This window comes from Paenibacillus sp. FSL K6-2524 (genome assembly GCF_038005525.1).
Taxonomy (GTDB): domain Bacteria; phylum Bacillota; class Bacilli; order Paenibacillales; family Paenibacillaceae; genus Fontibacillus; species Fontibacillus anaericanus.
The window spans coordinates 1589683-1611551 of sequence record NZ_JBBOSP010000001.1; the positions used below are offsets into that span (position 1 = coordinate 1589683).

The window sequence follows — 21869 nt, forward strand, 5'->3', positions numbered from 1 at the left end:
CGAATAAAAGCGGAATTACATGAAATGAGTATTTAACTTTGTGTCTTTAAGTACTGTACATTTAACGAGGAGGGAATTTATGATTAGGTTTGCCGGAATTGACGTAGGGAATGATAGTGTCAAAGTAGTAGTCGACGGCTCGCAGCAGCCCATTATTATTCCAAGTATAGTCTCACCCGGTTATGATCGGCATGTGTTACAAGAGGAAGATTCTCCAATTAAGGCTTTGGACGTAAGAATTTACAGTCCCAAATTGAAGAAGAGCAATGAGCGATATTTTGTTGGATTACTGGCCATTGAGGATCAGGATAACTCAGAGCTTGAAGAGACAGATAATAAAGCAACCAGTGACCAATCGCTGGTCATAGCATTAACAGCACTTGCTCTTGCTGCACTTACGGGCAAAGCCTATCCTTCTACTGATGGAGGGAAGGAAGAGGTGGAATACATAATCGGGACCGGTTTACCTGTCCGTACTTTTGTTTCTTTCCATAAAGCCTTTGAGGAGCGCCTTGTAGGTGAACATGAAGTGACGTTCTTATCCACTCCTGAGCTTCGCGGAAAGACGGTGCGAGTGATCGTTCGCCGAGCAGTTGTATCGGTTGAAGGAGCAGCGGCACTATTCCATTTGGCAACGAATGATAATCTGCAGATAAGAAATGAAGAATTGCATAATGGCATCATCGGGGTCTGTGAGATTGGTGCTTTGACTACAGATTTCCCTGTTGTGAAGCGGATGAATATCGATAACCAGTTCAGTACTGGCGAACAGTTCGGACTTGCTACTTATTTGGACTCCATTATCCGCGAAGTAGAGGATAAGTACGGCTATCGCTTTCCAAGCCGCGCGAAATTAATCCAACGGATACGTAATCGGGAATTTACCATCCAACGTGTGGGTGAAGGGAAGGCTGATATTCGTCCAATAGTTGATGTATATTTCGGCAGGGCAGCACAGAAGCTCGTTGATCTGATCAAAAAACGGTGGAAGAAATACCCGGATATTGAATGCTTCTATGTTCTAGGTGGAGGTGCGTCTGCCCTGCGGACGTATATGGTTGAATCCGCTGGGACTATGCGCTTGCGGTTTGAAGAGAATAGCGAACTGTTAAATGTTCATGGCTACTTGAAACTTGCCAAGAACAAGGCAGGTCAAGTACAGAACTAATGTATATAGCAAACCCCAGTGGATAGAGTCAAACATCCAATGGGGTTCTTTTTTTATAGGATTGAAGTATACTCTGGGAGGAATGAAGCTGAAAATCCAATAAATGGAGGAGAGCAAGTGAAACCTATCAAACGGTCCAAGATTAGAATGTGGGTAGGCACAAGGTATTTTCGGTGTAAACGACATTTAAAATGGATATTCGGCGACGATAAATGGGCTACAAAGCGAGAAAGCGAACTTTTCCAAGAACACATAGCGCAGCATCAAACAATTCTACTCAGGCAGCTGAAGGATGTAGATATGCAGTTGCAGCATAACAAAATTATTAATCTGAAGATAGCCGTGCAAAAGATAGATGGGTTGATTATTGATCCTGGACAAACGTTCTCTTTCTGGCGTTTGGTAGGCAAGCCGACAAGGAGAAAAGGGTACGTCGATGGTATGATTCTTCATTATGGGAAGTTTAAGCACGGTGTAGGTGGCGGTTTATGTCAACTTACAAATCTACTCTATTGGATGAGTTTGCATTCTCCGTTGGAGATCAAGGAACGTCATCGTCACAGTTATGATGTGTTTCCGGATTCATCTCGGAGTCAGCCATTTGGAAGCGGGGCTACCTGTTCATACAATTATTTGGATCTGAGATTATATAACCCAACGGATCATCCACTTCAATTATGTATCAGGTTAACTGATACGGACCTACTTGGGGAGATTAGATCTAAGATGAAGCCAATTCATCGTTATGAAGTCTATGAGAAGCAACATAGAATCACTCGTGAATATTGGGGTGGGCATGTGCGGCACAATTTGATTTATCGAAGGACTTATTCTTTGGATCAAGTATTAATCGAAGATACTTACGTAACGGAGAATCATGCGCTAATGATGTACGAACCCTTGCTTGAATCTGGAGTCACAACAGTGAATGAATAGATATATCCTTGTTGCGGAAAAATTCTGTGATGAGTAAAGAGGCTGATTTACAAGGGTGTTTACTTGTGTAATCAGCCTCTTCTTATGAGGGGAAAGAGATCAGTTTCTTTCAAGTTTCTGTGGTTCGAACGTTGTGATAATATTCTCTGGGCCTGAGGTAACTTCATGTTCCCAGTTCAGCATGCCACCTTCGTAGTTATGAACTTGTTCGAAGCCGAAATGTTTGAAGTAGTTCGCTACCTGAAAGCTTCTGTATCCGCTTCGGCAGACAAATACATATTCTCTTTCTTTATCAAGATCATGGATATAACTTGCGATTTCCCCCATTGGTATTAATGGGATACCGGGAATATGTGCTCCGATATATTCATGAGGCTCTCTGACATCAATGATCAGGGTTCGATTTGCGGGGTCCTGAATTATTTCATGAAGCTCGTTAGTGTCAATGTGGGATATACCATCGATTATTGTACTCATTTGCGACGCACCTCACTTTATAGTTAGTTTATGTTACGGCGACTCGATTGATCGGACTCTCTCACTGAAATACATCCATACTAAGGTATCGTTCTCCGGTATCAGGGGCGATGCACAAAATGCGTTTACCCTTACCGAGTTTGCGGGCGAACTGAAGCGCTGTCCATACAGAAGCTCCAGCCGATGGACCAACAAGGATGCCCTCCAAGGCAGCGAGCTTTCGGGTAGTTTCGAGCGCATCTTCATCTTTGACTTGGACAATCTCGTCGTAAACCTCAGTATTTAGTACCGACGGGATAAATCCAGGACTTGTTCCTACGAGTTTATGAGGTCCGGGTTGGCCGCCAGAAAGAACAGGAGATCCTTGTGGTTCGACGACAATAACTGAAATACCTGGAATATGTTCGCGGAGATATTCACCTGTTCCTGTTATGGTTCCACCTGTTCCAGAAGTAGCCACAAACATATCCAAACGTCCGTCCATTTGCCGGAATATTTCTGGTCCGGTCGTAAGTCGGTGAATTTGCGGATTCGCAGCATTTTGAAATTGTTGAGGCATGAAGCTTCCTGGAATTTTCTCTAGTAATTCTAATGCCTTATCGATGGAACCACTCATCCGTTTCGCAGCGGGGGTAAGTATAACCTCTGCACCATAGGCTTTGAGTATATTAATCCGCTCTTTAGTCATATTGTCAGGCATGATCAGAATTGCTTTATATCCTTTGGCAGCCGCATTCATAGCTAACCCAATACCAGTATTACCGCTAGTAGGCTCAATGATCGTAGCACCCGGCTTCAGCATGCCTGCTCGTTCTGCTTCTGTGATCATATAAGAGGCTGCGCGATCTTTGACGCTTCCGCTTGGATTGAAATACTCGAGCTTGACGTAGACTTCGGCGTCCATTTCTCCAATCAGACGGTTTAACTTGACGGCAGGTGTATCGCCGACCAACTCCGTGATGCTGTTTACCACTTTACGGGTCAATTTACATCCACCTTTCTTAAGCCGCTTGTGTGTATATATTATCTGTTAAATTCGTCACTTTCAAGTAAGCCCAAAGGCTTCGTAATTTTCAAATAGTTCGGTATATGTTAAAGTATTCCTAATCATATAGAAGATATTGGTAGAGGGCATTTCTAAAAATATTAGTGATATATTTCACAAGATTCAAGTTTGTATTAAGGAGATGATATTGAATGGTTGCTGCATCAAAACGTACTTTTACGGGTTGGTTGTTAATTGCACTTCAAGCTTTTCTTGGTATAGGAGCCATGGTGGGTGGCTTATTTCTGGTTTTTGATCCTAGCGGTAATATGATGGGGATGTCTATTGAGCTCATGAAGGTGACGATATTTCCTGATTTTCTGATTCCAGGAATCATTCTGCTGTTAGCACTAGGTGTGTTTCCACTGATCGTTATGTCGGCTCTCATTATAAAATGGGACTGGAAAATAGGAGAGAAGTTGAATGTATTCAAGCAGCTACACTGGTCATGGGCATTTTCACTTTATATCGGATTTGCACTTATTATTTGGATTACGGTGCAAGTCTATATCGTTAGCGAAATATCTACCATTCATATTGTTTATATAACGCTCGGACTAGCTATTCAAGCTGTGACTTTGTTGCCATCTGTCAGTAGTTATTACACCAAATCTAATTCAACACTTATTCATGGGGGAACAAAACATGTTGCCAGTTAATATAGATAGAGCCAGTAAAGGTAGAGTCGGGCTTGCTATGCTGATTTGTGGATTGATCTTGTTGTCACTACTTAGCGGTTGCGGTGCTACGGATCGGCAGAAGGGAGTCTATGATGATGTAGCAGAAATATCATCTGAAGGCGATACATACAGTTACGGGAGTCAGTTGGGCGGAGTTACCCAAGATGGGGGACTTGAGAAATCTTTCTCACGTTTTAATGGAATGGATACAGTATGGACATTCTCTGTGAAAGAAGAAGGAAATGTGACCATTCATTATGATCAAGAAGTGTATAAAGGGAAATTCAAACTCGTAGCTGTTGATCCTGATCAAATGGTTAACGTTCTTTCGGAGGGGACAGCCAAGGGTGACAACGTACTCCATGTTAAGAAGGGGACTTACCGGATTAAATTGGTGGGAAACGGGGCAAAAGCTAAGATAAATATCTCAATTGAAGCCGACGAAGGAATTGAAGTTGATGTAACAGGCAAGTGACTTGGGTTGAAGGTTGAATCATAGTGAGATAATTAAGATTTAAGAACAAGGAGAGAAGTACCGTGAATGTTGCCAAGCTAACATTCGGGGACTTCTCTATTTTTATATTCGTTTGCATGAAATAGAAGGTAACAACATCCAAGGAGGATATTTTGTTAATTTAATGTTATGGATTTGTCAAGCTGTGTACAAGGTTATCCACAGATTGTCGATAGAATTAATGAAAAAAAGATGAAAGCTTGCGTACCAAGAGTTTGAACATTTTTACGAAAAACAAGTCACTTTTTTCAGAAAACTGTGGATAGTGTGCATAACTCGGTGGATAAGACATGAAAATTTAGGAAATTGGCTATGTACCCGTAAAAAAAACGACCTAATAGGTCGCTTTTGATGCCGAGCTGAATTCTTCGTGTGTGGATATCTATGTGAATAAAAGCCGGGATTGTTAAGGCGGTGTAAAAAAATATTTTTTAGGCTTATCCCTGCTCAGCTAATGTCTCCCATTCTTCATAAGCAGCCAACACCTCTGCTTTATTCTTATCGATTTCTGTCTGACGTTCTTGAATAGCTACATAGTCTTGATATACCTCAGGGAGTGTTAATTGAATCTCAAGCTCAGTAATTTCACTCTCCAGTTTCGCGATGAGTTGTTCCAACTGCTCAATACGACGGAGACGGCTTCGTTCTTCCCGTTTAGCTTGTTTGTCTGCTTCAAAGGAAGCAGCCCCTGTCTTAGCGACCGAGGACTCCAAATCTGCAGCTGAGCGACTTGTCTTTTTGGTGGCCTCAGCTGCAGCCTTCTCAGCGGCGATCTCCAAGAGTTCCTGTTTTTTCGCTACATAATCGTCATAATTTCCTAGGAAATGTTGTGAGCCACGGGGATGAAGCTCGACAATTCGCTCGGCCATTTTGTTGAGAAAATAACGGTCGTGAGAGATAAAGAAGAGTGTTCCATCGTAATCAAGTAGAGCAGATTCCAACACTTCTTTGCTGTACAAATCTAAATGGTTCGTTGGCTCATCGAGAATAAGAACATTGGCTTGTTGGAGCATTAATTTGGTCAGTGCTACACGAGCCTTTTCGCCACCACTAAGTGCCGCAATTTTCTTGAGTACATCTTCACCACTGAATAAGAAATTACCTAGCACACTGCGAATACGTGTCTCCTCCAGATGGGGGAACGTACTCCAGACTTCTTCCAAAATTGTATTTCGCGGATTTAAATGAGTTTGCTCCTGATCGTAATATCCGATTTTGACTTTACTTCCCCATTTAATCGTACCTGTGGAAGGTTCAAGGTCACCAATAAGCAGTTTGAGTAGTGTGGATTTACCGACCCCATTAGGGCCAATCAGTGCAATTGTTTCCCCTCGCTTCATGTCGAAGGAGACGTCTTGGAACAAGGGAGCTTTATTATCTCCGAAGGAGTAAGAGAGATCGCTTGCTTGTAAGACTTCCTTGCCAGTCATTACCTCTGCTTCAAATGAGAAGCTAGCTTTCTTGAGGTCGCCGAGTGGTCGATCCATAACATCCATTTTCTCCAGTGCTTTACGTCTGCTTTGCGCACGTTTGGTGGTGGAGGCACGGACAATATTGCGTTGAATGAAGGTTTCCATTCGCTCAATTTCATCCTGTTGTTTCTCGAATAGTTTCATTTGGCTCTCATATTCTGCAGCTTTGAGATCGATATAACGACTGTAATTTCCCGTATATCTACGGGATTGATTGCGTTCGATTTCGACAATTGCAGTGACAAGTCGATCAAGAAAATAGCGGTCATGTGAGACCACCAGCAAGGCACCAGAGTAATTCCGAAGATAGTCTTCCAACCATGTCAATGTTTCAATATCCAAATGGTTTGTTGGCTCATCGAGCATGAGTAGGTCCGGAGCTTGTAGCAAGATCCGAGCCAACGCAAGCCTCGTTTTCTGACCGCCACTTAGTGTAGAAATGACCGTGTCAGGTGCGAAGTTGCCAAAGCCCATTCCGTGAAGAATGCTTCGGATCCGAGTCTCCATTTCATATCCACCATTATCCTTAAACCAGTCGGACTTCACGGCGTAACGTTCAAGTAAGTTTTGATAAGCTTTTTCGTTAGCAGCTTGATTCGGACCGGCGATCTGTATTTCCATTTGGCGTAACTCACGTTCCGTTTCGATTAATGGGGCAAATACGCTGAGCATTTCCTCCCATATCGTGTTCTCTGATTGTAAGCCGCTATTTTGGGCAAGATAGCCAATCGTCGTTTCTTTAGCTTTGAAAATTTGTCCGCCATCATAGGACATTTCATTGGCTAAAATTTGTAGAAGAGTCGATTTACCCGCGCCGTTGACTCCAACAAGACCGATGCGGTCCCGCTCTAAAATCTGCAGGCTAATCCCATTGAGCACACTAGTAACACCGTATAATTTTGTAATGTCCGTTGCTTGAAGCAGCATAACTATATTGATCCTCCATATCGTTAGGAACCTTAATCATTTATAGGTTATCCGTATTAATTTATCTTCTATTAGTGTACATGAAAAGAGGGCTTAGTGCACCGCTCATTGTTATCGCTTAACAGAGGCTCAATAAGGGTTTGATGATCAGTTTTCATTTTGTGCTAACAATGATACACTAGGTGAAGAGATGAACTAGGGATGGCTATTCAGAACAAGGGAACTCCAATCTTCGAAGGTGGTAAGGAGGAGTAACTTGGATATCGCAGATTTGAAACAAACATTAAGACATCAGATGATAGATACTCGGTCCCGGGTAACTGAATCTTCCCGAAGGGAACAGTCAGAAGAGGCATGCCTTCGGGCTGAGCATGAGGTGCTAGGCCCTCTTCGAGAACTCAGAGGGGGAAGACTAACCGTGTTCAGTTACGTATCGTTTCGTGACGAACCTGATACGCGTTATTTTATCCAGAATAGTCTGATCCGAGGTGATCGGGTACTGGTGCCCAAAATAGCCCCCAACGCTTCGCTAGTACTGCATGAATACGTTGATGAGCAAAGCCTTGTCCCTGGCGTTTGGGGAATTCTCGAACCAGGTGAGGATGCGGCAGTTTGGCCCGTTTCCCGCTGGAATGAAATTGATGTAGTACTTGTACCAGGACTTGCATTCGACGATCAAGGTGGCCGAATCGGTTTCGGGGGAGGATACTACGATCGTTTTATTGCCAAACTTAGAGACCTGGGACATAATCATACTAAACTTGCAGCATTGGCACTAAAGGAACAATTTATTGCCAGGGATATTCCCATGGAAGATCATGATTTTAGACTGGACATGCTGTTTACGGCGTCCGGCGTTATATATAGGAAAGAAAGTAGTGAATAAAGCTATGGATTCGGCTGCAGTTCAAGGGGAACTGACTCATTTTAATGATCAAGGTAGAGCGCACATGGTAGATATATCAGAGAAGGACATATCCGTTCGTGTGGCTATAGCCAGCTCTATGGTAACTATGGATCCATCCACACTCGAAGCCATTAAGCAAGGTAAGATTGGTAAGGGGGACGTGCTTGCAGTTGCCCAGATTGCTGGTATTCAGGGGGCAAAGGCAACATCACAATGGATTCCTCTGTGTCATCCGCTACCGCTAACAGGTGTGAATATTGTTTTTACCGATAATGGACTTGATGAACTTTACATAGAAGCCTCGGTTAAAACGGAGGGTAAAACTGGCGTAGAAATGGAGGCGCTGACAGCGGTATCAGCAGCAGCACTGACGGTATACGATATGTGCAAAGCGCTGCAGAAGGATATGGTGATCGGACCTACACTGTTACGATCCAAAATGGGTGGCAAGAGCGGGGATTATACCCGGTCTTAGCAGAGAGAGAGCTAATATTATCGGAACGGGAGTTCCTAAATGGATGAGGGGGTGAGCACTTGGTTTGGAAGACTGCAATCCTTACGGCAAGTGACAAAGGAGCCAGAGGTGAACGTGAAGATACGAGCGCCCAGGTTATCCGGGAATTGGTTGAGGAAGAATTGGGTGGCGAGATTATCGAGTATCGCATCGTTCCAGATGAACCCGATGAGATCATTGCCGCTTTGATTGAAATGACTGATTATTTCCACGCCGATCTTGTTCTTACAACAGGGGGTACAGAATTAGCCATTCGGGACGTAACTCCGGAAGCGACAAGGCGGGTTATTGAGCGAGAGGTACCGGGGATGGCCGAAGCGATGCGATATTCAGCAATGCAGAAAAATCCAGGTGCCATGCTGTTCCGGGGCATTGTTGGTATTCGCGGACGTACATTAATCGTTAATTTACCTGGTACACCGAAAGGTGTGCATGAGAATTTAGCTGCAATTATGAATCAACTACCTGAAGCATTATTGATGGTAACAGGACAATTTCGTTTGTAAATGATGGGTAAGAATGAATCAATGTATTTTCACCAGCGAAATAACGATCGTCTTTTCTGTAAATATGTTAAATGTGTCGAATAATCAGGCTATAACTGTGACATTAGTTATGGTATGATGTGGGCGTATGCAGGAAACGTGATGATGAACTACCTTATCTATTTGTTGTTTCGGAAGGGGAAACTATCATGGGCGCTGGTGGATTGCTATTGATCATTATTGCAGCATTGCTGTTATTTGGGCCTAACAAGCTGCCTGAATTAGGGAGAGCTGTGGGTCGTACTTACCGTGAATTCAAAGAGGCGACTCGGGATATCGTAGATGATGGACCTGAGGTGAAGAAGCCAGAAGCATCTGCTGCTGTAAAGAGTGAGTCTCCGAAACCTGATGACCGGCGATTACCTGAATAGTTGAACTGGAGATCTCTATACGAAGAACAATCCCTTCTTTTTTGAGGGGATTTTGTATGATGTAGGAGTAAACAAGGACTAAAGGGGGCGGAGTATGGCTCAGGGGCAGGAGCAGTTGAGCGTGATCGATCATTTGTCGGAACTTCGCCGGCGATTATTCTTCACCTTACTGGTGTTTACAGTAGTTCTCGTAGCAGCCTTCTTTGTTGTTAAACCTATCTATCATTATTTGACGGTAAATGTAATCTCAGGAGTGCAGATTGAACTGAATGCGTTCTCTTTCTGGGACGGCGTCGGAGTCTATATGAAAATTGCGATGATGGTAGCGCTTGGCATTACACTACCGTTTACCCTATTTCAAATTTGGGCGTTCGTCAGTCCTGGTCTGAAGCCTAAGGAACGCAAAGCGACGTTGAGATATATTCCATTTGTATTTATTTGTTTTCTATTAGGTGTTGCATTTGGCTATTTTGTCGTCTTTCCGCTTGCGATGACGTTTACAGGTTCCTTAAATAAGGAGTTAGGTTTAATAGAGACGTATGGCATGGCTGATTACTTCAAGTTCTTAATTAACATTGTGTTACCGATCTCTCTATTATTCGAGCTCCCGGTTGTCATTTTATTCCTAACTCATATAAGGATTTTAAACCCACTCAAGTTGCGAAAAATGAGACGTGTGGCTTATTTTGCACTGGTTGTTATTTCAGTTATGATTACACCAGCTGATTTCTTCTCGGCATTTCTCGTACTGGTTCCGCTTATTGTGTTGTATGAGTTTAGTGTGCTGCTATCTAGTCGTGTACATCGTCGGCAATTAGCTGCAGATGCGGAACGTAAGGAAAAATATAAATAGATTATTTCAACGCGCTACTTTTCTTAATAAGCGCGTTTTTTTTGTAAGTAAAAGGGTAATATAGGTGAGTACGGAGGAAAGATGAAGGAGTGCTTTGAGGTTGTTTTTAAAAAAGTAGGTAAAAAATATTCAAAGAAACTTGAAATTTTGGCTCAAGTTGAGTATCATAAATATTGGTTGTTAGCACTGAGGCATGTCGAGTGCTAATCACGAGGATTACAACTATTAGATTAACACCAACATATTCAAAGGAGGACATTATTCATGATCAAACCTTTAGGTGAACGCGTATTGGTAGAAGCAATTGAGCAAGAGCAAACAACAGCTTTCGGTATCGTGCTTCCAGACTCATCCAAGGAAAAACCACAAGAAGGTGTAGTTGTTGCTGTTGGTAGCGGTGCATTGAAAGACGGGGTTCGGGTTCCTCTAGAAGTTAAAGAAGGCGACCGTGTATTGTTCTCTAAATACGCTGGAACAGAAGTTAAATACGAAGGTAAAGAATATCTGATAATGAAAGAAAGCGACATTCACGCGATTATCGGTTAAGAAATATTCGCTTAAATTATATAGGGAGGTAATTAACAATGGCAAAGGATATAAAATTTAGTGAAGACGCGCGTCGCGCGATGCTTCGTGGTGTAGATGCTTTGGCAAACGCAGTAAAAGTAACATTGGGACCTAAAGGTCGCAACGTGGTACTGGAGAAAAAATATGGTAGCCCATTAATTACAAATGATGGCGTAACAATTGCTAAAGAAATCGAACTAGAAGATGCATTCGAGAACATGGGTGCTCAACTAGTTAAAGAAGTAGCAACTAAAACAAATGATGTAGCCGGTGACGGTACTACTACTGCAACAGTTCTTGCTCAAGCTTTGATTCGTGAAGGCTTGAAAAACGTAACTGCAGGTGCTAGCCCAATTGGTCTTCGCAAAGGTATCGACAAAGCTGTTAAAGCTGCGGTAACTGAATTGCAAAAGATCTCCAAAACTATTGAAGACAAACAATCGATCGCTCAAGTGGCTGCAATTTCTGCTGGCGACGAAGAAGTGGGCGAATTGATCGCTGAAGCAATGGAGAAAGTCGGGAAAGACGGCGTAATTACCGTTGAAGAATCCCGTGGATTCGCAACCGAATTGGAAGTTGTAGAAGGAATGCAATTCGATCGCGGATACATTTCCCCTTACATGATCACAGATACTGACAAGATGGAAGCTGTTCTGGACAATCCGTATATCTTGATCACGGATAAGAAAATCAGCAGCACGCAAGAAATTTTACCACTTCTAGAGAAAATCGTACAACAAGCTCGTCCGCTCTTGATTATCGCTGAAGATATCGAAGGCGAAGCACAAGCGATGTTGATCGTTAACAAACTACGTGGCACGTTCAACGCTGTAGCTGTAAAAGCTCCAGGCTTTGGCGACCGTCGTGAAGCAATGCTGCAAGATATCGCTGCTTTGACTGGTGGTCAAGTGATCACTGAGAAACTCGGCCTTGACTTGAAGAGCACGACTATCGAGCAATTGGGTACAACTCGTCAAGTGCGTGTAACTAAAGAGAACACAACCATCGTAGACGGTAGTGGTGATAAAGGCGACATTACAGCTCGCGTGAACCAAATCCGTGCACAACTGGAAGATACAACTTCCGAGTTCGACAAAGAAAAACTGCAAGAGCGTCTAGCTAAATTGGCTGGCGGCGTAGCAGTAATCAAAGTCGGGGCAGCTACAGAAACAGAATTGAAAGAACGCAAACTTCGCATTGAAGATGCTTTGAACGCTACTCGTGCAGCAGTTGAAGAAGGTATCGTATCAGGTGGCGGTGTAGCACTTGTGAATGTATACAATGCAGTAGCAGCAATCGATGTTACTGGCGATGAGAAGACAGGCGTAAGCATCGTGCTTCGCGCGTTGGAAGAACCAATTCGCACTATCGCAGCAAATGCTGGTGAAGAGGGTTCCGTAATCGTGGATCGTCTGAAAAAAGAACAACCAGGTATCGGATTCAACGCAGCTACTGGCGAATGGGTAAACATGATTGAAGCAGGTATCGTTGACCCAGCGAAAGTAACTCGTTCTGCACTACAACATGCAGCTTCCGTAGCAGGTTTGTTCCTGACAACTGAAGCAGTTATCGCTGACAAACCAGAACCAGAAAAACCAGGTATGCCTGATATGGGCGGCATGGGTGGAATGGGCGGCATGATGTAGGACTGACAAGGCTTTACAGCCTTGTATGTCTATCATGAAGCTTCTGAAATTGAGGTTGTTTAGACCTCAGTTTGTGAAGCAGTCACTGTTAGAAATAATAAATAAAGCAAAGACCACTTCTTAATAAATTTATTAAGGAGTGGTTTTTTTGTTGTTAAAGTTTGCATTTAAGGATTTTCTGGATGACCGTAGATTTAAGAATACAACTAAGGTGAACATCACTAACTATCAAACATTGCTCGGTGAGTTTATCAATTACTGCATCGAGCATGGAGTAGTCAATGTAGAGGATATTTCACAAAGCCATGTGAAAAGTTATTTGATTCATTGTCAGGACAAAGGAAATAAAGCAGGTACAGTAAACACAAAGCTAATGAGGATGAGAGCTTTCTTCAACTACATGGTCGAGTGTGAGGTAATAAAGAGTAGTCCAGCTAAGAAAGTAAAGTTATTGAAAGATGATGTGAAGGTTGAAGTATTTAGTGATGAGCAAATTAATCAAATGTTGAATTTTTATCGAAGAGTTAAACGTAGAGAGAATAGTTATTGTGCTTACCGTGACTATATGATTATTGTTGTGATATTAGGTACTGGAATTAGAAGAGGGGAAATCATAAATTTGAAATGGTCTGATATTGATTTTGAAAATCATTCAATATCAATCTTTGGCAAGACAAGACGTAAAGAGACGTTACCGATGACAGAGAAGCTAACGAAAGAGCTTCGAGCCTATCAAACATTTTGCAAACAACACTGGGGTAAGGGGAGCGAATATGCCTTTACGAAACGGGATTATACGCAGTTAACAGAAAATTCGTTGACGCTAGTGTTTAAGTATTTAAGAGAGAAGATGAATTTTTCTGACATAAGAGTATCCTGTCATACCTTTCGACATACATTTTGCCATAGACTTGCTATGTCAGGTATGAGTGCATTTGCAATTCAGAAGTTAATGCGGCATCAAAATATAGCTGTAACGATGAGGTATGTTGCTATGTGGGGGAATGAATTACGAGAACAGAATGATAAGTATAATCCGTTAAACAATTTGGATATATAATGTCAATAAAAAAGAAGCGGTGTCTTTAAACTGCTTCTTTTTTAAGAAACGATTAGCTGATGAGATTGAAGATTACTATTTCTTAGATCATTCTACTGTTAAACTATCACCTTCCCGATTAAATAAGATATAAAGTATTGGTTTGATATAGTGAACGGCTTTGAATGGATCAATGTTGATTTAAACAAGTTGTTTGAGAACGAAAGTCAAAAATATATGACCTTTGCTTAATATATCTATTATTTGACATAAATAACTATTTGTGTTATACTTTAATAGTGGTGAAAGAAGTATATTGAAGCCACATTAAATAGTGAAGCATTGAGCTTGCTGCGTTTGCAGCAGGCCTTTTCTGCTTTCTACAAAGGAGAAGAAAATATGTATAATGCAAAGTTACCTGAACAAACGAGTTCAATAAGAGAAGAATGCCGTATGACGAGGCTAAAGAAAAGAGTTAAATTAAGAGAAGTAGCTGACCATCTCGGCTGCGAACTTGAGCATGTTAGTAGGTGGGAGAATGGTAAGGTGAACTTTTCTAAGAAACGACTCATTAAATATATTGAGTTATGTAAGGAGTGGCAATCATGAGCCTATGTATTGTAGCAAATAATCCTTATATGAAATATTTAGTGATAGCATCTGATGGAAGAATAACTAAGAACGGTGAGATGGCTGGAGATGACTTTAAAAAGTTAACACTCATCAATGAACATATATCGATCTTTACGTCAGGTGTTTTAGCGTGTGCAGAGGAATTAAGATCAGCAGTACAATCAAGATCAAAAGAAAAGAGCGTAGATGAGATTGCGTTGATCGCACAAGAAGAAAGCATAAGAATACATAATGATTTCCATTTCAAGTATCCTAGTTACTTTGAAGGGAATGACCATACAGATATGGCAACTATTATAGGGTTCTTTGACACGAAAACAAATGAAAACGGTTACATTAAGTTGTGTAGATCTGATGGTTATACTCCACATAAGATTATCGGCTCATCAGTTCAAACGAGTGGGTATTCACAGGAAGCTGCGCTGGAGTATTTCTTAAATCATTTCAATGGTTCAGAACCATGTGAAACGATATATAACTCGTTCAAGCATGTTAGTGGATCAGATAAAACTGTTGGTGGATTGATGACAATGCACATCATAAACGAACAGGGAACTAGTATATATCAGGCGGTGATTTGAATTGTTAATTAGTAGGAATGTTCAAATGGGACAGAATGCCACAATTACTTGGGGGCAGGTATCGAATCAACCTACTGCTGCTCAACTAGGTGGGATTATGGAGTATTCGCCACGCCTAACTCATATTACTTCAACTGGACTGTACACAGGCTCAATCAGAGCTGATCAGATCAAAGCTGGAATGATAGATGCGAAGTATATAAATACCACTGACTTGGCATCAGAAAAGATATATCAGAAGGGATACCCAAATAATTTCGCTGAGATTGGCGGTAAATTTGGGGATTTAGAGTTAAATTACAACGGTACAAACTACTTCAAGATTTACAATGGTGTTGATTATATGACATTTAAGCACTTTGATAGAGATTGCCTAATATTTACGTCATCAGATGAGGCATTTCCCCAAGGGATTTGGGATTTTAGTGAGGCCCGTGTAAAGGGAGTTACAGCTGTATTCGGATAGAAGAAAGTTCTAGTTATTACATAAGCCCAATTATGGGCTTTTTGTCGTATATTACTACTTTTAAAAGTAGGAATATGGAGGATTATAAAAATCATCAGGAGGTAATACATATGGTTGTTAAAGTTAAAGAACTTCATGAATTGAAAGAAGTTTATGGAGAGAGATTTACGAAGAAAGACGATATATTTACAAGGGAAGTCTTATCGGACGTTCTCGGTGATGTCCTTGATATGACCAAACTCTCACGTAGACTAACGAGCTATGAAGCTCTTGAAGGGCTATACTGGCTTGTCAATTCATGCAAAAGAAGCACTGAAAGGGTAAGAGATAAGTCTAATAAGACCTACTACGGGCTGCGTCATGATTGGTTGGTTGACTGTCACGGTATGGCATCCTATCATGTTCAAAATAAAGCATTCGTATATCTGTGGTTTGAGGATCTTATTCAATACATAGATTCGGGTAGGGAATACCGAATGAGGCCGACTCTGGAGAGAGTAGACCCTCAATTGGGATACATAAAGAACAACATTGTGTCGTTACCGTTTAAGGATAATACAGCGAACGCTGCTGGCTGTGCATGTATTGGATTTGCTTGCCTAGAAGGTGTTTTGACACTATTCGAGAGCAAGAGCGTGGAAGCTATGGTACAGCTAGTGAATGATCGATATGGATTAGAACTGGAGAAACGAAATTACAAGGGTAAAGCTACTAAGCAACTTAGATATGAAACTTATGATAATGATTTTGCTATGACCATTGTAGCAAAGAATACTCTCCGAAGTAGAACTGAGATAATCGATGTCAAGTTTGATGTTTTGAGAATAGATACTGGCAGTTTGAACGTAAGCAAATTACCAGCTCTTAAAGAGGTAGAGAATATGTTTAAAGTTCGGATTCATAATGATGGTCTTCTCAAGATTGAGATTCTGCGAACTGATACATATTAGATGAATTGGTGTCCAATTCTTGCATCCAAATCAAAAGCATGATGGAATATTTTTCATATCAAAAATGAGGAGAGATAGAGTAAAGTGAATAATGATAATCAAGGATTCTTTTTCTGCTATTCTGAAAACTTGTTTAAGTTTTTGCGGCAGGGAAGGAATATAAAATACATATGCGTTGGCCTTCATGTAGAGAGTCATTGTAAGTTTTGGTTATTCAAACGTGATCCTGAATTGATCCAAGCATTAGATGAATATAGGCAACGAGGTTTTGAAATGGGTGTTATCAAAGGATAGCACCCTTTTTGATTTTGTATGTACTTAAAGATGATAATTTAAAGGGAGTTGAGGTAAGTTGGAAAGAAAAGAATTAGAAATGATACTAGATTTGAAAGTTCACTTGATTAATGATGGCAAAATAGGTAGTGTATTTTTGCCAAATGAAATATTCAAAGATTTGATTAGCTGTAAGAAGTTGTTTCAAGGTGGTACTAGTCATATTGCATTTGCTTACTCATACATCTATTTTAGCTACTGGTTGTACAGAAATTGTAAATACGATGTTAACACGAAGTTTACTCAATCAATAATCAAGGAAGTGCTTGGATATAGTTCCACGAATAAGACATTGAACTATATTATTAAGAAAGGTGGTATTACAGATGAACTGGGGTATACAGAGACAACGACTGATTACCCGACGTTTTGGGAAATTGAAGAGGATGGCTTTATTATGTTTCACACAATTAATGAATTTAAGAATGACAACAAAGAGTTCAAATCAATAATTCGTAATAGAAACTTTAAAGTGAAATTTCCTGTCAAAGCGTTTCATAGAACTTTGGAGTCCTTAAGCGAAAAAGAACTTGATGGTACATTTTACGATGTGACGTATTCACATCAAGTTCCATTTGAAGTTTTTATATATTGCATGGAACAAGCGGATATTGGTGTAATTGGATTCTATATCTATTCTTATCTTAAATCTTTGAATGATCGGTTCAGTGAGGGCGCCTGTGTGTCTCTACCCCGATTCAATAAAGAATTAGGAATTAGGACAAGCTCTTTGGACACTTATCTAGAAAGTTTGAAAATACACAATATGATCGTTTGTCACGAACAGCCATATGTATTTGGGATTCCTGATCATCTTAGAAAGCCAAACACATATGAAGTTAACAAAGTTCATGTTTTTGAAAAAGGGAGTTCACCGGGAAAGAAAAGAAGAGTATTACATATTAGTACGGATAAGATATTGCGTAGCGAGCTTTATGCTGAGGAATCTGTAAAGACTACTGGGGTAAGGAAGGGGTTAGAAGTTTCTGAATCGGAATTGCCATTCTAAGAAGTTATTAAGAATATTAAAAGGTATGGTTATTGGGGTTATTAAATATAATATTATATATATATATGATAATTTATAAAATAACTTATATAATAATAACCCCGAATATCATACCTTTTTGATTTTCAAAAGAGTGACGAAGTCTGTCAGAATAAGTCTATATTAAGTGATATGGAGTCAGGCTTGTGTATAAGTACCGATACCTCGCGGCTTCTCACGGATAATCCAATCTTTTAAGATGACTCCTACAGTTCGTCCTCTGTTACAAACGCCGTTACCGATCTATAGAACTTGAAAGAGCTATGGTATTGCGAGATATCAGAATGCGTAATTTAATAGTGATTTCTCTGGAAGTGCTTAGTCAATTGGATTTTTTCGTTATCGTGCCGTTAACAAAGCATCTATGAATAGAAGAAACCGATTAGTCAGTTACTAATGATTCCCTCTAAGCTCGTAATTACTGTTCTGTTTCGTTACTTATGTTGTCTTAAAGAGTGTTCTATCAATAAAATAGGACACTTCAACTTATATACAATCTTTAGTGATATGTTGCCAAACTTTTAATCCTAGTGAATATGCAACTAAGATCATTGTTTGATTCCATTGTATTTTGTATTTGTCGTCAGCGGCTTCGCTAAGAATATCTGTAACTTTACTAGCAATTAGTGGTGCTTTCAATGATTGAAAACGATCAAGATGCATATAGTGTTCTGCATCCTTGTCACCCTTGTAATCAGCTATCTCTACGATGCCTGTAGCAATTCCCCTTGCAATTATGCCCACCTCACTACTATAAAGATACACAATGTCGTTTGCTTCTATAGTGTCTATGTAATGCTTCCAAGGACTGTAATACGCTGAACATTTCATATTGCTTATCATGTCGGTTTCATCTTGAGGATTATTTGCTTTGTTGGTGTTAATTATGTAGACCTTTGGCACGTTAACATCTCCATTTCATTAGTGATTGAGTGGTGTTATATGTATGAATTATATACCTTACCATAGATAAAATTGGGGCTTTATTGATGGTATATTAATCTTTTGTATTGAGAAACTGTGGACTTTATATAAAAATTTAGGTTCTGAATGGTTCTAGTGTGTCTATAGGGGATTCCAAAGTAATAGCGACATAGAACGTAATTCTTATTACATCCATTTACAATAGGTACCACTACGTTTAGTATTGTGATTATAATTACGATGTTATTTAAACAATAAAAATATATCTTTAGATAGGATTGGGATTTTATGAAAAGAAAACTGCAAGTATTTATATCTTCCACATTTACAGACTTGAAAGAAGAACGTCAAGTTGCAGTACAGGCAGTTTTAAACGTTGGACATATTCCCGTAGGAATGGAGTTGTTTACAGCAGGGGATGAATCACAAAAGGAAATGACAAAGAGCTGGATTGAAGAATCAGATGTGTTTATGTTAATTCTTGGCGGGCGTTATGGTTCTATTGATAGAGAGACAGGTAAAAGTTACACCCATTGGGAATATGACTATGCTGAGGAATTGGGTAAACCAAGAATCGTTATCGTTCTTAGTGAAAATGCAATTCAACAGAAAATTGAGTTTATTGGATATAAGGATGCAGCTGAACAAGAAAACCCTCAAATGCATAAAGATTTTAGAGAACGAATAATATCATCTACATTGGTTAGCTTTGTTGATGATACTAAGGAGATAGAACTTAGAGTATTTCAATCATTACTAGGGATAGAACGTAGTATTGACTTATCTAGAATTGGATCAGGGAATGAACAGAAGAAAAAAATGAATTTTTACATAACTGGTTTTTCTAAAAATTTCTCTATTCCGAAAGAAGTATCTGAGTATCCAAGTGTAGTGTTAATGAGTGACACTTGGAATGACCACGGGTATGAAACATATTTCCACTTTTATTACATAGATCAACCTGATTCGTTTGAGCTTATAGGTGCTTATAAAATATTAAATAAGATGAATAATGTAACTAGGTTTTCTATACCAAATACATTCAAAAGACTAGACAGAAATTATTGTTCCCTAGGGCAAAACGTGGAATTTTATGAAAAATTAAGAGATGTCGGATTTACGGAAGTGGAATTTGCATGTCTTAATGATGCGGCATTAAATGAAGAGATTTACTCTTCTTTTAGGGAAGAGAAGGGATTTACAGACTCATTATTACGCTGGAGTGAGGCAAGTAAAGCATTAAAAGAGGCAAAACAATATTTTGGAAGAGTAATTGATGATAAAAATTTGGACTTTATTTTCAACTATAAGATTCCTAATGCAACATCCCCACACATTGTTAATTTAAATTTTAATAAATCTGAACTGCCATACAGAATAAATTCCTTTGTCGGTAAAAATGCTACTGGTAAAACGAAAATACTCACTCAATTAGCAAGTGGATTAAGTGGGGCAGTACGAACTGATAGTTTTTATCCTGAGAGACCTTCTTTCAGTAAAGTGATTGCTATATCTTACAGTGCTTTTGATGAATTGTTTAAGCCTTTTAAAGAAGTCTTAAATGCTGATGAAGAAGATGATATCTTGGAAACTGAAAAAACAAGAAAAGAAGAGACTGTCTTTTTTAGTTACGTATATTGTGGTTTAAGAACTAAAAAAGGGATATTGTCACTTAAAGATATAGAAGATAATTTTTTCAAGGCTTTTGATGAAGTTAAAAATAAAGATAGAGAAGATCAATGGACGAAAATAATGAGTAACGTATTAGAAAAAGAAAGCTTGGACTTAATCAAAAGTATTAGAGAAGATAATCGGTTAGGACAAAGCCGCTACAGTTTAAATTCGTTATTTAGTTCAGGTCAAAACATTATGATTTCAACTATGACAGAAGTGATAGCGAATATTGAATTGGATTCAATACTATTATTCGATGAGCCTGAAATACATCTTCATCCAAATGCTATAGCGAACTTTATGCGAATGTTTTATGAAATTTTAGAGGAGTTTGAATCGTACGCTATATTATCAACACATTCACCACTCATTATTCAAGAGATTCCCTCTAAATATGTGCATGTATTTTCGAGATTTTCTAATACGCCTGTAGTGGAGCCACTATATAATGAGTGTTTTGGAGAGAATATTAGCACAATTACTAATGATGTATTTGAAGTGAGGGAGCATGAGAGTAACTATAAAACATGGTTGAAGAGAATGTCAGAAGAACACACCAAGGAGAAGATAATAGGTTTATTTGAAAATGATTTAAGTTTTAATGCTCTTACTTATTTAAATTCTTTATTTCACAATAAGAGTGAGCAGGAGGGAGAGTCTTGAAGAACCTAAATCCTCCACAACTAGATTCTTTAAATGTTTATAAGCGAGTTAAGAAAAATGCTAGGGATGCAGATAAAAAGCTAAGGTTAGAAAATATTGAGCATTTGGTATTATCAAGGTATGAAATTTATGAAAGTAATGCAACGACCCTTGAAGTGATGACTGATAGTAACATTATTGATGAGAATGACATTAAAGCATTAGGGAGCTGCTATAACCGAAATAAGGATGGGTATTTAGAAGGGGAAGTAGTAGCTGAGATTATTGCTTTACAATCATCACAACATAAAAACTCTTGTCCATATTGTGGGATGGATAAGCCAAGAACTATAGATCACTATTTACCAAAGAGCATTTACCCTGAATTTTCTATTTACCCTCCTAATTTAATTCCCTGCTGTGGACATTGTAATGGAAAAAAAAGTTTTAAATGGCTTAACAATGGGAAGAGATTGTTTTTGAACTTTTATTACGATGATATTCCAAATGAGAAATTCTTAAATGTGGAATTAATATTCGATTCAAATCCTCTTATTCAAGAGCCAAGAGTAGTTTTCGAGTTAAAAAACAATTCAGGTATCGGTCCAGAGCAGTTCAGTTTAATAACAAGTCATTATAAGGAACTCGGTCTCTTGAACGAGTTATCCGAATATGTTGAAGAAGAACTATCTAATCTTCATGATGAAATACTTCATAATACTCATTTACCACGAGAAGAACATATTGAAAGTTTGCGAAGAAAAAAAGACAGTTTTGTTAGAAAATATGGACAGAACTATTGGAAGTCATCACTTTATGAAGCCATTATTGAAAGCGATGAGTTTTTTGAAAGAATATATAAATTAAGAGTAAGTTGAAAATAATTAGTATACTTAAAAATGAGTCAGAATCTTACACTTTGGTTCTGGCTTGTTCTATATGTCTAAAGTAATAAAC

General features: G+C 39.4%; 24 protein-coding genes. 20 read left to right on the plus strand and 4 right to left on the minus strand.

All coding sequences use genetic code 11. The features are described 5' to 3' along the window. Positions 1 to 79 precede the first annotated feature (79 nt). Both NST85_RS06895 and NST85_RS06900 read left to right on the plus strand, forming a co-directional pair. Positions 80 to 1168: a ParM/StbA family protein gene (locus NST85_RS06895; protein ID WP_341188928.1), complete on the plus strand. Its 1089-nt coding sequence runs from the start codon at positions 80 to 82 to the stop codon at positions 1166 to 1168. Positions 1169 to 1285: 117 nt separating this feature from the next. Then, positions 1286 to 2104: a VanW family protein gene (locus NST85_RS06900; RefSeq protein WP_341188929.1), complete on the plus strand. Its 819-nt coding sequence runs from the start codon at positions 1286 to 1288 to the stop codon at positions 2102 to 2104. A 99-nt stretch (positions 2105 to 2203) separates the two neighbouring features. On the opposite strand, the gene NST85_RS06905 is transcribed toward NST85_RS06900, so the two are convergent. Further along, complete coding sequence (locus NST85_RS06905; protein WP_341188930.1) at positions 2204 to 2581, minus strand: rhodanese-like domain-containing protein; 378 nt, start codon at positions 2579 to 2581, stop codon at positions 2204 to 2206. 61 nt (positions 2582 to 2642) lie between these two features. Next, the gene (cysK, locus tag NST85_RS06910; protein WP_341188931.1) at positions 2643 to 3566 is read right to left on the minus strand and encodes a cysteine synthase A; all 924 of its coding nucleotides are present in this window, start codon (positions 3564 to 3566) and stop codon (positions 2643 to 2645) included. A 212-nt stretch (positions 3567 to 3778) separates the two neighbouring features. Here cysK and NST85_RS06915 point away from each other — a divergent pair, with 212 nt between their 5' ends. Together NST85_RS06915 and NST85_RS06920 are read left to right on the plus strand one after the other, a co-directional pair. Continuing rightward, on the plus strand, positions 3779 to 4285 hold the full coding sequence (locus NST85_RS06915; RefSeq protein ID WP_341188932.1) for a hypothetical protein: 507 nt from the start codon (positions 3779 to 3781) through the stop codon (positions 4283 to 4285). Continuing rightward, the gene (locus NST85_RS06920) at positions 4272 to 4781 is read left to right on the plus strand and encodes a hypothetical protein (RefSeq protein ID WP_307394491.1); all 510 of its coding nucleotides are present in this window, start codon (positions 4272 to 4274) and stop codon (positions 4779 to 4781) included. The genes NST85_RS06915 and NST85_RS06920 overlap by 14 nt, the downstream gene beginning before the upstream one ends. A gap of 476 nt (positions 4782 to 5257) precedes the next feature. On the opposite strand, the gene NST85_RS06925 is transcribed toward NST85_RS06920, so the two are convergent. Continuing rightward, complete coding sequence (locus NST85_RS06925) at positions 5258 to 7219, minus strand: ABC-F family ATP-binding cassette domain-containing protein (protein ID WP_341188933.1); 1962 nt, start codon at positions 7217 to 7219, stop codon at positions 5258 to 5260. A gap of 256 nt (positions 7220 to 7475) precedes the next feature. Here NST85_RS06925 and NST85_RS06930 point away from each other — a divergent pair, with 256 nt between their 5' ends. From NST85_RS06930 to NST85_RS06995, 14 genes are all read left to right on the plus strand, one after another. Next, a complete protein-coding gene (locus tag NST85_RS06930; RefSeq protein WP_341188934.1) occupies positions 7476 to 8105 on the plus strand; it encodes a 5-formyltetrahydrofolate cyclo-ligase in 630 nt (209 codons plus the stop codon). A gap of 4 nt (positions 8106 to 8109) precedes the next feature. Then, complete coding sequence (gene moaC, locus NST85_RS06935) at positions 8110 to 8601, plus strand: cyclic pyranopterin monophosphate synthase MoaC (protein ID WP_127192147.1); 492 nt, start codon at positions 8110 to 8112, stop codon at positions 8599 to 8601. 59 nt (positions 8602 to 8660) lie between these two features. After that, entirely contained in the window at positions 8661 to 9146 is a 486-nt protein-coding gene (locus tag NST85_RS06940) for a MogA/MoaB family molybdenum cofactor biosynthesis protein (RefSeq protein WP_127192036.1), read from the plus strand. Between the two features lie 188 nt (positions 9147 to 9334). Further along, positions 9335 to 9556 (plus strand): twin-arginine translocase TatA/TatE family subunit, encoded by a 222-nt coding sequence (gene tatA, locus NST85_RS06945; protein WP_307394484.1) that lies wholly within the window; start codon positions 9335 to 9337, stop codon positions 9554 to 9556. Between the two features lie 94 nt (positions 9557 to 9650). After that, positions 9651 to 10409: a twin-arginine translocase subunit TatC gene (gene tatC, locus NST85_RS06950; RefSeq protein ID WP_127192034.1), complete on the plus strand. Its 759-nt coding sequence runs from the start codon at positions 9651 to 9653 to the stop codon at positions 10407 to 10409. Positions 10410 to 10673: 264 nt separating this feature from the next. Next, the gene (gene groES / locus NST85_RS06955; RefSeq protein ID WP_127192033.1) at positions 10674 to 10955 is read left to right on the plus strand and encodes a co-chaperone GroES; all 282 of its coding nucleotides are present in this window, start codon (positions 10674 to 10676) and stop codon (positions 10953 to 10955) included. A gap of 38 nt (positions 10956 to 10993) precedes the next feature. Further along, positions 10994 to 12622, plus strand: coding sequence for a chaperonin GroEL (gene groL / locus NST85_RS06960; protein WP_127192032.1), 1629 nt, complete (start codon positions 10994 to 10996; stop codon positions 12620 to 12622). A gap of 148 nt (positions 12623 to 12770) precedes the next feature. Next, on the plus strand, positions 12771 to 13682 hold the full coding sequence (locus tag NST85_RS06965; RefSeq protein WP_341188935.1) for a tyrosine-type recombinase/integrase: 912 nt from the start codon (positions 12771 to 12773) through the stop codon (positions 13680 to 13682). Positions 13683 to 14060: 378 nt separating this feature from the next. After that, positions 14061 to 14270 carry a helix-turn-helix domain-containing protein gene (locus tag NST85_RS06970; protein WP_341188936.1) on the plus strand — a complete coding sequence of 70 codons (210 nt, stop codon included), beginning with the start codon at positions 14061 to 14063 and terminating at the stop codon, positions 14268 to 14270. After that, positions 14267 to 14875: a hypothetical protein gene (locus NST85_RS06975; protein WP_341188937.1), complete on the plus strand. Its 609-nt coding sequence runs from the start codon at positions 14267 to 14269 to the stop codon at positions 14873 to 14875. The genes NST85_RS06970 and NST85_RS06975 overlap by 4 nt, the downstream gene beginning before the upstream one ends. A gap of 1 nt (position 14876) precedes the next feature. Further along, positions 14877 to 15341 carry a hypothetical protein gene (locus tag NST85_RS06980; protein ID WP_341188938.1) on the plus strand — a complete coding sequence of 155 codons (465 nt, stop codon included), beginning with the start codon at positions 14877 to 14879 and terminating at the stop codon, positions 15339 to 15341. A gap of 110 nt (positions 15342 to 15451) precedes the next feature. Then, positions 15452 to 16291: a hypothetical protein gene (locus NST85_RS06985; RefSeq protein WP_341188939.1), complete on the plus strand. Its 840-nt coding sequence runs from the start codon at positions 15452 to 15454 to the stop codon at positions 16289 to 16291. Positions 16292 to 16375: 84 nt separating this feature from the next. Then, positions 16376 to 16585, plus strand: coding sequence for a hypothetical protein (locus NST85_RS06990; RefSeq protein ID WP_341188940.1), 210 nt, complete (start codon positions 16376 to 16378; stop codon positions 16583 to 16585). A gap of 58 nt (positions 16586 to 16643) precedes the next feature. Continuing rightward, the gene (locus NST85_RS06995; RefSeq protein ID WP_341188941.1) at positions 16644 to 17633 is read left to right on the plus strand and encodes a hypothetical protein; all 990 of its coding nucleotides are present in this window, start codon (positions 16644 to 16646) and stop codon (positions 17631 to 17633) included. 525 nt (positions 17634 to 18158) lie between these two features. On the opposite strand, the gene NST85_RS07000 is transcribed toward NST85_RS06995, so the two are convergent. After that, positions 18159 to 18575 (minus strand): hypothetical protein, encoded by a 417-nt coding sequence (locus NST85_RS07000; RefSeq protein ID WP_341188942.1) that lies wholly within the window; start codon positions 18573 to 18575, stop codon positions 18159 to 18161. A gap of 309 nt (positions 18576 to 18884) precedes the next feature. Here NST85_RS07000 and NST85_RS07005 point away from each other — a divergent pair, with 309 nt between their 5' ends. Beyond that, a complete protein-coding gene (locus NST85_RS07005) occupies positions 18885 to 20933 on the plus strand; it encodes a DUF4062 domain-containing protein (protein ID WP_341188943.1) in 2049 nt (682 codons plus the stop codon). Then, a complete protein-coding gene (locus NST85_RS07010) occupies positions 20930 to 21790 on the plus strand; it encodes an HNH endonuclease (protein WP_341188944.1) in 861 nt (286 codons plus the stop codon). The genes NST85_RS07005 and NST85_RS07010 overlap by 4 nt, the downstream gene beginning before the upstream one ends. Positions 21791 to 21869 lie beyond the last annotated feature (79 nt).

Coding starts and splice junctions, on each gene's coding strand:
- NST85_RS06895 (WP_341188928.1), top strand. CDS start 80: ATGATTAGGTTTGCCGGAATTGACGTAGGGAATGATAGTGTCAAAGTA.
- NST85_RS06905 (WP_341188930.1), bottom strand. CDS start 2,581: ATGAGTACAATAATCGATGGTATATCCCACATTGACACTAACGAGCTT.
- NST85_RS06915 (WP_341188932.1), top strand. CDS start 3,779: ATGGTTGCTGCATCAAAACGTACTTTTACGGGTTGGTTGTTAATTGCA.
- NST85_RS06920 (WP_307394491.1), top strand. CDS start 4,272: ATGTTGCCAGTTAATATAGATAGAGCCAGTAAAGGTAGAGTCGGGCTT.
- NST85_RS06925 (WP_341188933.1), bottom strand. CDS start 7,219: ATGCTGCTTCAAGCAACGGACATTACAAAATTATACGGTGTTACTAGT.
- moaC (WP_127192147.1), top strand. CDS start 8,110: ATGGATTCGGCTGCAGTTCAAGGGGAACTGACTCATTTTAATGATCAA.
- tatA (WP_307394484.1), top strand. CDS start 9,335: ATGGGCGCTGGTGGATTGCTATTGATCATTATTGCAGCATTGCTGTTA.
- tatC (WP_127192034.1), top strand. CDS start 9,651: ATGGCTCAGGGGCAGGAGCAGTTGAGCGTGATCGATCATTTGTCGGAA.
- groES (WP_127192033.1), top strand. CDS start 10,674: ATGATCAAACCTTTAGGTGAACGCGTATTGGTAGAAGCAATTGAGCAA.
- groL (WP_127192032.1), top strand. CDS start 10,994: ATGGCAAAGGATATAAAATTTAGTGAAGACGCGCGTCGCGCGATGCTT.
- NST85_RS06970 (WP_341188936.1), top strand. CDS start 14,061: ATGTATAATGCAAAGTTACCTGAACAAACGAGTTCAATAAGAGAAGAA.
- NST85_RS06975 (WP_341188937.1), top strand. CDS start 14,267: ATGAGCCTATGTATTGTAGCAAATAATCCTTATATGAAATATTTAGTG.
- NST85_RS06985 (WP_341188939.1), top strand. CDS start 15,452: ATGGTTGTTAAAGTTAAAGAACTTCATGAATTGAAAGAAGTTTATGGA.
- NST85_RS07005 (WP_341188943.1), top strand. CDS start 18,885: ATGAAAAGAAAACTGCAAGTATTTATATCTTCCACATTTACAGACTTG.